The 12,868-nt window shown below is 71.7% G+C and carries 11 protein-coding genes; 4 read left to right on the top strand and 7 right to left on the bottom strand.

What is annotated here, in order from left to right; genetic code table 11:
• Positions 1 to 22: 22 nt before the first annotated feature.
• A complete protein-coding gene (locus ACIBZJ_RS22540; protein WP_395932567.1) occupies positions 23 to 1,468 on the bottom strand; it encodes a pyridoxal phosphate-dependent decarboxylase family protein in 1,446 nt (481 codons plus the stop codon).
• Entirely contained in the window at positions 1,465 to 2,880 is a 1,416-nt protein-coding gene (locus tag ACIBZJ_RS22535) for an MFS transporter (RefSeq protein ID WP_395932565.1), read from the bottom strand. The genes ACIBZJ_RS22540 and ACIBZJ_RS22535 overlap by 4 nt, the downstream gene beginning before the upstream one ends.
• 66 nt (positions 2,881 to 2,946) lie before the next feature.
• On the opposite strand from ACIBZJ_RS22535, the gene ACIBZJ_RS22530 reads away from it, so the two are divergent.
• Together ACIBZJ_RS22530 and ACIBZJ_RS22525 are read left to right on the top strand one after the other, a co-directional pair.
• Positions 2,947 to 3,288, top strand: coding sequence for an MGMT family protein (locus ACIBZJ_RS22530; RefSeq protein ID WP_395932563.1), 342 nt, complete (start codon positions 2,947 to 2,949; stop codon positions 3,286 to 3,288).
• A gap of 51 nt (positions 3,289 to 3,339) precedes the next feature.
• On the top strand, positions 3,340 to 4,827 hold the full coding sequence (locus ACIBZJ_RS22525; RefSeq protein ID WP_395932561.1) for an amino acid permease: 1,488 nt from the start codon (positions 3,340 to 3,342) through the stop codon (positions 4,825 to 4,827).
• Positions 4,828 to 4,908: 81 nt separating this feature from the next.
• Here ACIBZJ_RS22525 and moeZ read toward each other — a convergent pair whose 3' ends face one another.
• The 4 genes from moeZ to ACIBZJ_RS22505 all read right to left on the bottom strand — a co-directional run bounded on the left by moeZ (position 4,909) and on the right by ACIBZJ_RS22505 (position 10,751).
• A complete protein-coding gene (gene moeZ / locus ACIBZJ_RS22520; RefSeq protein ID WP_395932559.1) occupies positions 4,909 to 6,069 on the bottom strand; it encodes an adenylyltransferase/sulfurtransferase MoeZ in 1,161 nt (386 codons plus the stop codon).
• 68 nt (positions 6,070 to 6,137) lie between these two features.
• Entirely contained in the window at positions 6,138 to 7,082 is a 945-nt protein-coding gene (locus ACIBZJ_RS22515) for a DUF3152 domain-containing protein (protein ID WP_395932557.1), read from the bottom strand.
• Positions 7,083 to 7,205: 123 nt separating this feature from the next.
• The gene (locus ACIBZJ_RS22510) at positions 7,206 to 8,168 is read right to left on the bottom strand and encodes an alpha/beta hydrolase (protein WP_395932555.1); all 963 of its coding nucleotides are present in this window, start codon (positions 8,166 to 8,168) and stop codon (positions 7,206 to 7,208) included.
• Between the two features lie 48 nt (positions 8,169 to 8,216).
• Entirely contained in the window at positions 8,217 to 10,751 is a 2,535-nt protein-coding gene (locus ACIBZJ_RS22505) for a hypothetical protein (RefSeq protein WP_395932553.1), read from the bottom strand.
• A gap of 210 nt (positions 10,752 to 10,961) precedes the next feature.
• On the opposite strand from ACIBZJ_RS22505, the gene ACIBZJ_RS22500 reads away from it, so the two are divergent.
• Both ACIBZJ_RS22500 and ACIBZJ_RS22495 read left to right on the top strand, forming a co-directional pair.
• Positions 10,962 to 11,624, top strand: a complete 663-nt coding sequence (locus ACIBZJ_RS22500; protein WP_395932552.1) for a TetR/AcrR family transcriptional regulator — start codon at positions 10,962 to 10,964, stop codon at positions 11,622 to 11,624.
• 83 nt (positions 11,625 to 11,707) lie between these two features.
• Positions 11,708 to 11,935: a DUF3107 domain-containing protein gene (locus ACIBZJ_RS22495; protein WP_395932550.1), complete on the top strand. Its 228-nt coding sequence runs from the start codon at positions 11,708 to 11,710 to the stop codon at positions 11,933 to 11,935.
• Between the two features lie 69 nt (positions 11,936 to 12,004).
• Here the strand turns inward: ACIBZJ_RS22495 and ACIBZJ_RS22490 are convergent, their stop codons facing one another.
• A complete protein-coding gene (locus ACIBZJ_RS22490) occupies positions 12,005 to 12,703 on the bottom strand; it encodes a ferritin-like fold-containing protein (RefSeq protein ID WP_395932548.1) in 699 nt (232 codons plus the stop codon).
• Positions 12,704 to 12,868 lie beyond the last annotated feature (165 nt).

Here is a 12,868-nt window from a genome sequence, read left to right as displayed (position 1 = left end):
ACTCGATCTACGGGGACTCGAACTACGGGGTGTAGAGCAGGCCGAAGAACTCGACCAGCAGGCGCTCGCGCAGGCGCGGAGGGGCCGCGGCCAGCAGTGCGTTGATCTCGGCCATTCGCCCGGGCAGCGCGAATCCACCCGCACCGGGTGCCAGACCTGCGCCGGCCAGCAACGACCCGAACTCCTCGGACGTCAACGCCGACGGGTCGAGGACCCGCAGCCACTCGACGATCCCGGCGTCCACCTGCACCGGCCCGTGCGCGAGCGAAGCCGTCACCGCGTCGCGCAGGTCGGCCAGGAACGGCTCGATCCGCGGCGCGCTCGCCGCCGTCACGGTCAGGTGCAGGTTCACCGGCAGGTCTCCCAGCGCGAACTGCGGCTGCACGTACCAGCCCCGGGCGGTCAGCTCGTCCGCCAGCACGAACAGATCCGGGCCGCCCGGCGCAGCCCCGAACGCCACCAGGCTCGCCTCCGGCGGCCCCAGCACGCGCAGGCCGTCCACGGCCGATACGCCGGTGATCAACGTCCGGGTCGCGTCGAGCGTCTGCTCCGCCAGCCGCAGGTAGCCCTCGTCGCCGAGATGCCGCAGCACCGCCCACGCTGCCGCCAGCGGCGCCGCCGACTTCGTCGACTGCATCGTCGCGTTGATCATCGAGTAGCCCGGCCAGTCCGCGAACGCGAAGTACTGGCTGCGCCGATGTTCCGCGCTGCGGTGCAGCAGCACCGACGTCCCCTTCGGGGCGTACGCGTACTTGTGCAGGTCGACCGAGAGGCTGGTGACGCCGGGCACGCTCAGGTCGAAATCCGGCAGGCGGACGCCGAGCCGGCGCCAGAACGGCAGCACCCACCCACCGATGCAGGCGTCCACATGGCACCGGACGTCACGGGCCGCCGCCGCGGCGGCGATCTCGGCGACCGGGTCGATCACGCCGTGCGCGTACGACGGGGCGCTGGCCACGACGAGCACGGTCCGATCGGTGATCGCCGCCGCGATCTCGGCCGGCGAAGGCCGGAACGTCTCCGGGTCGACCGCGACCGGCACCAGCTCCACCCGGAAGTACTCGGCCGCCTTCGCGAAGGCGGCGTGCGCGGTGACCGGCGCGACCAGTTGCGGACGCTCGACGTCCGGGCGGGCGTCGCGGGCCGCTTTCACCGCGAGCAGGATCGACTCGGTGCCGCCGGACGTCACCGTGCCGACCGTCTCCGGGCCGCCGCCGAGCAGCGCCGCGGCCGCGCCCACGACCTCGTTCTCCATCGCGAGCAGTGAGGGGAAGACCGTCGGGTCCAGCCCGTTGAGCCCGGTGACCGCCTCGGCGGCCCGGTGCGCCAGCCCGTCGAGCCCGTCGAGCCCCGAGTCGTAGACGTAGGCCCACGTCCGCCCGCCGTGCGTCGGCAGGTCTGCGGCGCGCAGCGCGGAGAGCTCCGCGAGCACGTCTCCGGTCGACGCACCGCGCTTCGGAAGGCTCATGATTCTCCGGAGGTAGAGGTCTCCGCCGCGCCGGCGGGCCCGGCCGTGAGCGCCGCCAGGCGCGCGGGCGTCAGGTCGTAGCGGCGGAGCAACGGCAGGGCGATCAGCATGATCACGGCGGGCAGCACGCTGAAGCCGAGCACGATCGCGGTGCGGGCGCTGCCCGGCTGATCCACGGCGCTGATCCCGGACCGGTACCCGCCGAGCTGCAGCACCAACCCGAACACCCCCGGCCCGAGCGCGAGCCCGAGCGTCTCCCCACCGGTCCACAGCCCGGTGAACACTCCGGCCTGACGACGCCCGGTCACCGCCTCGTCCGCGGCGATCGTGTCGGGCAGCATGGCCAGCCCGAACACCTGCTGACCCGCGTATCCACAGCCGACCACCGCCGTCGAGAGCAGCACCGGGAGCAGCGGGGCCGACCCACCCGCGAACGAGATCCCGATCATCAGACCGCCGAGCGCGAACAGGACCGAGCCGGCCACGTACCCGGCCCGCTTCCCGATCCGGTTGCCGATGACTCCCCAGGCCGGCATCACGACCAGCGCCGGTCCGACGAAACACACGAAGAGCAGCGACGTCACCGCGCTGTCTTCGAGCGGCCCCGCCGCGACGTAGTCGGTGCCGGCGAGCATCACGCCGATCCCCACCGCCTGCACCACGAAGCACGCCAGCAACAGCGCGAACGGCCGGTTCGCCCGGGCCACCGCGAGCTGCCGCCGCAGCGACGGCTCGCTCTCGCTGACGGCCCCGACCGGCGCCCGCCGGGTTCCCCAGAACGCCGCCAGCGCGCCGACCGCGATCAAGCCCGCCACGGCCAGCCCGGCCACGCGGTATCCGGCCGGACCTCCACCGGCGGCGTCCCTGATCGCCGGGGCGACCCCGCCGGACGCCAGGATCGCCAGCGCCAGCACCGCGATTCGCCACGTCATCAAGCGGGTGCGTTCGGCGTACGGGTCGGCCGTGCCCGCGGTGATCTCCGCGGGCATCGCCACGTACGGGACCTGGAAGAACGCGAACGCGGTCGCGGTCGCGAGGAACGCGACGGTGACGTAGACCGCGCCGGCCGCGCCGGAGAACGGCCCCGCGAACAACGCGGCGAACGTCACCGCGGTCGCCAGCCCCCCGACCAGCAGGTACGGACGCCGGGCACCCCAGCGGGTCGTCGTCCGATCCGAGATCCGCCCGGCGATCGGGTTGAGGACGACGTCCCAGGCCTTGGGCAGCAGCACCAGCAAGCCGGCCAGGCCGGCCGCGACCGCCAGCGTGTCGGTGAGGTAGGGCAGCAACAGCAGCCCCGGAACCGTGCCGAACGCGCCGTTCACCAGCGAGCCCGCCGAGTAGCCGACCCGGGTGCCCCGGCCGAGCCTCGCGGAGACCGGAGAGCCCGTGGGAACCGGAGTAACTGTCACGTTTGCATCCTGGTGGCTCCGATGGCGGTAGGGGAAGCATTCTCACCCGCACGGCAGAATGATCGCGTGACCGCAGCACCGCCCCGGGACGAAAAGCCCGGCGAATACGTCGAGCAGGTGCTGGACGTCGTCGAGGACATCCCGCCGGGGCGGGTGATGACGTACGGCATGATCGCCGAGATCGTCCGGGAACGGACCGGCCGGGGCTCGGCCCGCACGGTCGGCACGGTGATGGCCCGCTACGGCAGCGCCGTGCCCTGGCACCGCGTCGTCGCCTCCGACGGACGCCTGCCCCCCGGCCACGAGGCCGAGGCCACCAGAAGACTCCGCGCCGAGGGTGTCGCGTTCCGCGGCGAGAAAGTCGCGATGGCCGCCGCGCGCTGGTGGCCCGGCGAGGAATCGGATTAGCACACGCTGTCAACGGGAACCTGCACCGGCATCCGGACCGGGAGGTGCCCCATGAGCGTGATGCGCACGAAATCGGTTGAACAAGCGATTCGGGAAACCGAGGAACCCGAGCATCAACTGAAAAAAGATCTCTCCGGTTTGGACCTGACCGTCTTCGGGGTCGGCGTCATCATCGGAACCGGGATCTTCGTCCTGACCGGTGAGGCCGCACAGGAGTCCGCCGGCCCGGCCGTCGCGATCTCGTTCGTCCTGGCCGCGATCGCCTGCGCCCTGGCCGGGCTCTGCTACGCGGAGTTCGCCTCCACGGTGCCGGTCGCGGGCAGCGCGTACACGTTCTCCTACGCCGGTATCGGCGAGCTGGTGGCCTGGATCATCGGGTGGGACCTGATCCTCGAGCTGCTGATCGGTGCGGCGACGGTCTCGGTCGGGTGGTCGCAGTATCTGAGCGTGCTGCTGGACACCCTCGGGATCAGCCTCCCGACCGCGATCTCGAACGCCGAGGACGGCGTCTTCAACCTGCCGGCCGCGGTGATCGTGCTGGTGCTGACCGCCGTGCTGGTCACCGGGGTGCGGATCTCGTCCCGGCTGAACGCGGTGATCGTGGCGATCAAGCTGATCGTCGTGCTGTTCGTGATCGTCGCCGGGCTGTTCTTCATCAAGGCGTCCAACTACACGCCGTTCATCCCGCCGAGCAAGCCGTCGGAAGGTGAGTCCGGGCTGTCGCAGACGTTGGTCCAGGCCGTGTTCGGCTCCGGACCGGCCGCGTTCGGCGTGAGCGGCATTCTCGCCGCCGCGGCGCTGGTGTTCTTCGCCTTCATCGGGTTCGACGTCGTCGCGACCGCGGCCGAGGAGACCAAGAACCCGCAGCGGGACGTCCCGCGCGGGATCCTCGGATCGCTGGTGCTCTGCACGATCCTGTACGTGGCGGTTTCGCTGGTCGTGGTCGGCATGCAGAAGTACAGCGAGCTCGATCCCGAGGCACCGCTGGCTACGGCGTTCCGCGACGTCGGCCATCCGTTGTTCGCGGACTTCATCACGGTCGGGGCGCTGGCCGGTCTGACGACCGTGATCATGGTGCTGATGCTGGGCCAGAGCCGGGTGGCGTTCGCGATGAGCCGCGACCACCTGCTGCCGCCGAAGCTCGGCAAGGTGCACCCGAAGTTCGGGACGCCCTACCGGATCACGATCTTCGTCGGTATCGTCGTCGCGATCCTGGCCGGGCTGCTGCCGCTGTCGGCGCTGGCCGAGATGGTGAACATCGGCACGCTGTTCGCGTTCGTGCTGGTCTCGATCTCGACGCTGATCCTGCGCCGGACCCGGCCCGACCTGGACCGCGCGTTCCGGGTCCGCGGCCTGCCGGTCGTCGCCGGGCTGGCCGTCGTGTCGTGCGTCATCCTGATGCTGTTCCTGGAGGTCGCGACCTGGCTGCGGTTCCTGGTCTGGATGGCGGCCGGATTCGCGATCTACTTCGGCTACGGGCGCACGCACAGCCGCCTGGCCAACCAGGAGCGCGAGTCCGCGCCCGCACGCGTCGACTGACGCCGGGGACCGCACACGAAGCATTGGGGCCGGTCGCGGAAGCGACCGGCCCCAGTGCGTACAGACGGGGAAAATCCGTGCTCAGTACTCCGGGAGCGACGGGTCGATCTGCTTGACCCAGCCGATGACCCCGCCTTGGACGTGCACGGCGTCCTTGAACCCGGCCTGCTTGACCGCGGCCAGCGCCTCGGCCGACCGCACTCCGGTCTTGCAGTACAGGATGACCTGCTTGTCTTGCGGCAGCTGCGCGAGCGCCGCGCCCGAGAGGATGTCGCCCTTCGGGATCAGCGTCGCGCCCGGGATCGACACGATCTCGAACTCGGCCGGCTCGCGGACGTCGACCAGGTAGAAGTCCTTGCCCGCGTCGGCCCAGTCCTTCAGCTCGGACGCGGTGATCGTCGAGCCGCGGGCGGCGTCGACGGCCTCCTGCGAGACCGTGCCGCAGAACTCCTCGTAGTCGATGAGCTCGGTGATCGGCTCGGCCGCCGGGTCCTTGCGGATCTTGATCGTGCGGTACGACATCTCCAGGGCGTCGTAGACCATCAGACGCCCGAGCAGCGTGTCACCGATGCCGGTGATCAGCTTGATCGCCTCGGTGGCCTGCACCGACGCGATCGACGCGCAGAGGATGCCGAGCACGCCACCCTCGGCGCAGCTGGGCACCATGCCGGGCGGCGGCGGCACCGGGTAGAGGTCGCGGTAGTTCGGGCCGTACTCGTCCCAGAAGACGCTGACCTGGCCCTCGAACCGGTAGATCGAGCCCCACACGTACGGCTTGCCGAGCAGCACGCACGCGTCGTTCACCAGGTACCGGGTGGCGAAGTTGTCGGTGCCGTCGACGATCAGGTCGTAGTCGCGGAAGATGTCGAGCACGTTCTCCGACTCCAGCCGGACCTCGTGCAGGATGACGTCGACCAGCGGGTTGATCTCCTTGACCGAGTCGCGCGCCGACTCGGCCTTGCTGCGGCCGATGTCGGACTGACCGTGGATGATCTGGCGCTGCAGGTTCGACTCGTCGACGGTGTCGAACTCGACGATGCCGAGCGTCCCGACGCCCGCGGCGGCCAGGTACATCAGCGTGGGTGAACCGAGACCGCCCGCGCCCACACACAGCACCTTGGCGTTCTTCAACCGCTTCTGCCCGTCCATCCCGACGTCGGGGATGATCAGGTGCCGCGAATAGCGACGCACCTCTTCGACGGACAGCGACGCGGCCGGCTCGACCAGCGGTGGCAGGGCCACGAGCTGCTCCTTCCATACGAGAAAGTCTTCTCCGGTGGCAACCGGGTCTCGCGGCCTATTGTTCCCGACTACTGACCGGCCGTGGGCGCACCGGTCAGGTACTTCCCGTTGACGAACGGCCAAGCGTTCGGCGTGCATCCCTGCAGGCCCAGAGTCTGCTGCTGCATTACCGGGGCCGGTTTGCCCGATCCGCCGCAAAGCACGTGGCCGTGCCCGAGCTGGTGGCCCATCTCGTGGTTGACCACGTACTGGCGGTAGGTGGCCAGGTCACCGCCGAACGCCGGGACCGCGAGCAACCACCGTGCGAGGTTGATCACTACCTGGTCGCCGGTCCGGCAGGACGTGTAGCCGCCGGGGTCCAGGCCGCCGGCCCGGCAGATCCGGTTCGTGGTCTCCGGGGTCGCGAGCAGGATCACCGCGTCCGCGTTGCCGCCCGACACGCGCTGGAACCGCCACTTCTTCGCCGCCGTCCAGCCCCGGGGGTCGGAGAGCGTCGCATCGACCGCGGCGGCGAACTCGTCGGGTTTCTGCCCGGAGCCCTTCTCGACCCGCACCTGGTAGCGGACCAGCGCTCCGGTGCTCCCGCGCACGGCCGTCGATCCGCCGGCGGTCGTGAACGTTCCCGCGCCGCGCCGCGCCACGGAGACCTTCGTCGGGGTGCTGGGGCTCGTTTCCGGCTGCACCGCCTCCGCGCTCGGGTTCTCCTCCGCGGACGCGAGAACGGAGGGCGAGGCGGACGGTGACGCCTGGGCACCGGCCCGGACCCGCTCGGCCTGCTCGTGCTCGGTCTTGTTTCCCTTCGCCACGTCGACGACGACCAGCACGCCGGTCAGCAGGATGACCAGGAGCAGGAAACGGCGGCGACGCCTGGCCTTCCGGCGGCGGGCAGCCGCCCGCTGGGCCCGCAGGTAGGCCGCCGAGACCGTGCCGTGTGGAGGCGCCGACGCCGGTCGGTCGCCGGGGCGGCGTCCACGACGGATCTCCCGCCGTACCGCCCGCCTCGCCTCTTCCACACCGCCGGCTCGTTTCGCGTGCCGTGCCCGGCCCGGTGTCTGGGTGGTCCGCTCGCTCAGTTCGCCCTCCCGATCGCGATGGCCACAGCGGTACCCCCGTACCTGGCAGAGAATGCCGTGCCGTTATACCGCTACCGCAGGGGCAACCCGGTCGAGAAGCGGAATCACTGCTCGCGCCACGATACGGGGACACTCGAGCTGCGCCGTATGTCCCACACCGCGTAGAACGAGCAACTGGCTGTCTGGTATCGCTTTTGCGGTCTTTCGAGCCAATCTGACGTCGACCAGGCGGTCGCGGTGGCCCCAGATCACCAGCGTCGGCGCCTGGATCTGGTGCGCCAGCCGCCAGAGCGAGCGTCCGGGCGGCGCCAGGTACGAGCCGACCAGCCCGCGCAGCGAACCGACGTACGCGGTGGCTCCCCACGGCACCGAGAGCCGCTGTTCGGCCTCCTCCACGGCCTCGTCCCAGCGCTGCTTCGACACCGCAGTGGGGTCGCCGAAGCAGACGTCGACCATGCCCTGTGCCATCTGGTGCGGTGTCGCGCTGCGGATGACACGGTCGACGATCCGGTCCACCCGCGGCAGGACCAGCACCGGCAGCATCGGCCGGTGCTCGGCCCGCGGGCGGTACACCGGCATCGCCGGCGAGATCAGCGTCAGCGAGCGGACGAGATCCGGACGCAGCGCGGCCACCCGGACGACGACCGCGCCGCCGAGCGAGTTGCCGAACAGGTGGACGGGGCCACGGCCGGACTCCTCGATCCAGCGGACCACGAGGTCGGCGTAGCTCGGCTGGCTGTAGCCACCGGCCAGCGCGGGACCGCTCCGGCCGAAGCCGGGCAGGTCGATCGCCTGGCCTTCGAGGCGGTCGGAGAGCAGGTCGGCGAGGTCGGTCCAGTTCTGGCCCGAGCCGCCCAGCCCGTGGACGTAGAGCGCGGGCTCAGCTCCGGGGGCGGTGGCGGGTGTGTCGCGGACGTGGAGCTGCACGCTCCCGTCGAGCTGCACGGTGCGGCCGGGCCACGGCGGTACCTGCGGGTCGGAGGTGGGGCGGACGGAGAGGTCGGGGGCGAGTCGTGCAGGCGTCACGTTTCTGAGTGTGCCTTGCCGACCCGCCGGTTGCTCCTCGGCGTCGACCTACCAGGTGCCGCCGTGACGGCCGGAGTCTTCGTCCGCGTAACGACGGCGGGCGCGGGGCACCGGCGGCTGGTCGCGGCGCTCCGGGTTCTCACCCGGCGGCCCGTTGCGGTAGCCGCGCTGCTCGGCCGGGCCCGGCTCGCGCTGGGGAGGCAACTGTTGCCCCGGCTGCTGCTGGCCGGAGTGCGGCTGGCCGGGTTGCGGGGGCGGGCCGGGTTGCGGGTCGGCCCAGGAGCCACCGCCGGGACCCAGCGGGTCGTGGACCGGCCAGGTGCCGGTCGGCTCGGCGGCGTGCCGCCGCCGGGGGGCCGAGCCCAGGCCCGGGACACCCGAGCCGCCGGGACCGGGACCACCAGGGCCGCGGGCGGCCGCGCCGTTCTGGCCGTAGGGGTTGGGGACGCCGTAGCCGGCGGCCGGTGAGGCGGGGCCGAGCCCGCCCAGGCCGCTGGGGCCGGTGGGAGCTGCGCCCAGGCCGCCGAGGCCGCTGGGGTGGCCGAGCCCGTTCGGTGCACCGAGACCGTTCGATGTCCCCCGGCCGTTCGGGGTGCCCGAGCCGCTCGGGTTACCCAGGCCGCCGGGGTTGGCGAAGCCGTTGTTCGCCGCGGGCTGGCCCGATACCGGGTTCTCGGCCCGGCCGTGCCGGCCCGACCCCCACCCGGCGCCCGCGCCGGACGACGGCGGCTCGCCGCCGTACCCGTTCGTCTCCGGAGCCCGCCGGGGTGGCGTGCCCAGCCCGCCGTACTCCCGCTCCAGATAGCTGCCGCCCAGGCCCGACCGACCACCCAGCGGAGCCCCGCCGTTCAGCCCGCCGGAGCCGTTCGCCGCCGTTCCGTTCGTACCCCGCCCGTAGGGCGGCACCGACCCGACGTTGCCGGGCTGCTCCGTCGGCGCGGCCGGGGACGACGTTCCCTCGTCCCACTGCGGCGGCGTCCAGGCCGCCGAGGCCGGAGCCGGCTGTTCGGACGCCGGCCAGCCCCACACCGGCTCCTCGGGCGGCGTCCACGTCGGTTCGGCCGGCGGGGTGAACACGCCGGACGTCTTCACGCCGGGCAGATCGCCGCTGGTGCGGGCGTCGAACTCGGGTTCGAGGATCGAACCGCTGGTGCGGTCGGGGTCGCTGACCCCCGGGTAGGTGCCGGACGGCTGCGACAGCGGATCGTCGGCCGCCGCGGCGGGCGCCTGCTTCTCCCGGACCGGATCGTTGGCCACCAGCCGGTCCCACGTCGCGGCGGCCCAGTCGCCGAGGTCGGCGTTCGGCTCGGACGCCAGCTCCAGCTCTCCGGTCGGCGACGCGATCGGGTCGGAGTACGGCGCGGGGGCGACGAACGGCGTGCTCGGCGCGTACTCGGGCGGCGAGGCCGACCCGTACCGGGCCGCCGGATCGGGCCGGCCGGTTTCGGAGACCTGGCCGGCGTCACGCTGGGCCGCGGCCGCGCGACGGGCCGCCCGGCCACCGCGTGCGCCCGGACGCGTCGACTCGGGCCGGGTGAACTCGGGCCGGGTGAACTCCGGCTTCGTGACCTCGGATCGGCCCTGGTCAGCAGCCGGAGCCGAGTACTGGTGGTGGCTACCGGTGTCGTCGGCCGAGACGGCCTCGGCCAGCTCGGTGTCGGCGTCGTACGCGGGTACCGCGCCGGTCGAGGAGTCCACCGAAGCGGACGCCGCGGGCGTGGAGCGGTTCGAGAAACCGGCGGCCGGGTACGGAGCGTCCTCGGGCCCGGCGGACAGCGTCCGGTAGGTGGCCGTGTTCTCCACCGCGAGCGGGGCCGAGTGCGGGAAGCTCTGCGCCCAGGTCGACGACGCGCCGCGCTCCGGGACCAGCGACTCGAACCGCCGGTTCAGCGCCGAGAGCACCGCGCGGACCATCGCCTGGCGGGCGTCGCCGCGCACCAGCGCGGCGCCGGCGAGCCGGTCGACCTGGCCCGGCGTGAGCAGCGTGACGACCGCGATCGCCAGCTTGTCGGAGCCGATGTCGGTGAGTTCGGCCTGGTCGAGGCCACAACGGGCCCGTCCCTCCAGGAGGGCGTCGACCGCGTTCAGCGTCGCACCGGCCACCGTTCGCAGCACGGTTCGCTCGACGGCGGGGCCGCTCGCCGAGCCGACCACACGAGCGCCCGCCGTCGCGAGCGCGACGTCCACCCGGACGTCCAAGCCGCCGGTGACGACCTGTAAACGCTCGAGGTGGACGCGACGCTGGGGCCCGTCGAGCGGGACGCTCCGCGTCTCGTCGACACTGTCGTCCACCAGAACCGACCGGGTCTGGTCCACCTCCACGCCGAGCCTTTCGTCCAGGATCCGGGTCACTGACCACGCCACTGCTGTCTCGTCCGCCCCTTCGACGAGTTCCAGGTGCAGCGTACGGTCTCCGTCGGCCGACGTCCGGAGCTCAGCGGCACGCACCCCGATCACCGCGCGCACGGCTTCGAGCAACGCGGCCACGGCGATCGGCCGGGAACATCCCGGCCCGGGGGCCCGCACCGTGAACACCGGACGCGCACCGGCCAGGGAGCGGCTGCGGTGCGGAGCAGTGGTCACGAACGTGCTCCTGTCTCGTCGACCTCCCAGCAGGCTACCGACGGAATCCCCCTCCGGTCAGGCACCTGAGGGGGATCGGTCCGGCACCGAAGGGAGAAACGGACAGACCGAACGGTGGTTCCGGGCGAGCGGGCGATGAGTTCGGGCCACCTCGCGTAGTCTTGCTACCCGGCGGTAAGTGCGGATGGTCCGCAAGGACTGGAGGAGACCATGGCTACCCCGGTGAGCAGCGATTCCGTCGCTGCGACCAGTGGCAGGACAGGCCGGCTGCCTCGATCTGCGCGCCGCCGTCAGTTGCTCACCGCCGCGCAGGAGGTGTTCGTCGCGAACGGCTATCACGCCGCCGCGATGGACGACATCGCGGATCGGGCCGGGGTCTCCAAGCCGGTGCTCTACCAGCACTTTCCCGGCAAGCTCGACCTTTACCTGGCGCTGATCGACCAGCACACCGAAGCGCTCGTGAACCATGTCACAAATGCACTTGCCGGTACGACTGACAACAAAATACGCGTCCATCTCGCGATCCGGGCCTACTTCGACTTCGTCGACAGCGACGGCGAAGCGTTCCGGCTGGTGTTCGAGTCGGACCTGCGTAACGAGCCGGCCGTCCGAGAGCGGGTCGAGCGCGCCTCCCAGCTGTGCATGGAGGCGATCGCCGACACGATCGGGCACGACACCGGTGTCTCCCGCGATCGGGCCGCACTGCTCGCCGTCGGGCTCACCGGCGCGTCCGAGATCGCCGCGCGCTACTGGCTGAACGCGAACCGGTCGATTCCCAAGGACGAAGCCGTCGCGCTGCTGAGCGCCCTGCTCTGGCGCGGAATCTCCGACTTCCCGCTGGATCGCGAGCCGGAGAATTCCGCTCAGCGCTGACACCGCTCCCCGGGCCGCTCGACCTGGGCTCGGATCGGATAGCTTCTACAACGGTTGAGAACCGTTCCCTAGGAGGCACTGCGGTGGAGGTCAAGATCGGCGTGCAGTTCGCCCCGCGCGAGCTCGTGCTGGAGAGCACCCAGAGCCAGGACGAAGTCGAGCAGGCGGTCGCCGACGCGCTTGCCGGCGTGACGAATCTGCTGTCCCTGGTCGACGAGAAGGGCCGGCGGGTGGTCGTCCCGGCCGACAAGATCGCGTACATCGAGATCGCCGAGAGCGAGCTACGCCGAGTAGGTTTCGGCACGCCTTAGTGGGCGGCCCGTCCAGGGCTCCAGGTTCGTACAAACAATGCCCGCGGCTCGTAGCCGCGGGCATTTGTTTCAGGAGCGCAGGCCCAGGGTGGCTAGCCGGTTCGCGTGGCTGGCCGTCAGGCGGTCGATCAGCGCGGTGAGGCCGTCGGGCCCGTCCGGGACGAACGGCTCGACCAGCGTCACCAGCGCCGGACGCGCGGCCACGACCAGCTGCGCCTGGGCGACCGCTTCGCCGACCAGCCGCCGGGCCCACAGCCCGAGCCGGTCGGCCCGCTGCGGGTCGGCGTCCACGGCCGCTCGCACCTCGCTCACCGCGAACTCCGCGTGCCGGTCGTCGTGCAGCACCTCGAGGACGAGAGCCCGGTCGGGCTCGGCCAGCCCGGCCGCCACCTCCAGGTAGAAGTCGTCCGCGATCCCGTCTCCGATGTACGCCTTGACCAGGCCCTCGAGCCAGTCCGACGGCCGGGTCGACTCGTGGTAGGCGTCCAGGGACTCGACGAACGGGGTCATCGCCTCGACCGGGTCGACACCGAGCTCGGTGAGCCGGTCGGCGAGCCGGCGGTAGTGCACCAGCTCCGCGGCGGCCATCTCGCTCAGTGCGGCGCGGCGACGCAGATCCGGCGCCAGCCGGGCGTCCGCGCCGAGGTTGTCGAACGCGACCAGCGCGCCGTAAGACAGGACACCGAGTAGGTCGGGGACCGCCGCTTCGTCGCGACTCGGAGTGCTCAGCAGGGGCTCCTCGGACGAGGCCAGGGGTTGCACGTGCATACCGTAGAGCCTCGCGCCGGGTGGCGGGATTCGTCACAGATCGCAGATCACCCCACCACGCGCCTACGTGTGCGAAAACCGTCGCGGTAGGCTATGAGGCAGGTGACACCCGTCACCGCGCTAACTCGCGCCGTCAGGCAGCGCTCACGCGCTCCGGCATCGAGT

Source organism: Cryptosporangium sp. NPDC051539 (genome assembly GCF_044454545.1).
Lineage (GTDB): Bacteria > Actinomycetota > Actinomycetes > Mycobacteriales > Cryptosporangiaceae > Cryptosporangium.
This window is presented reverse-complemented; position numbering and strand designations above follow the sequence as displayed.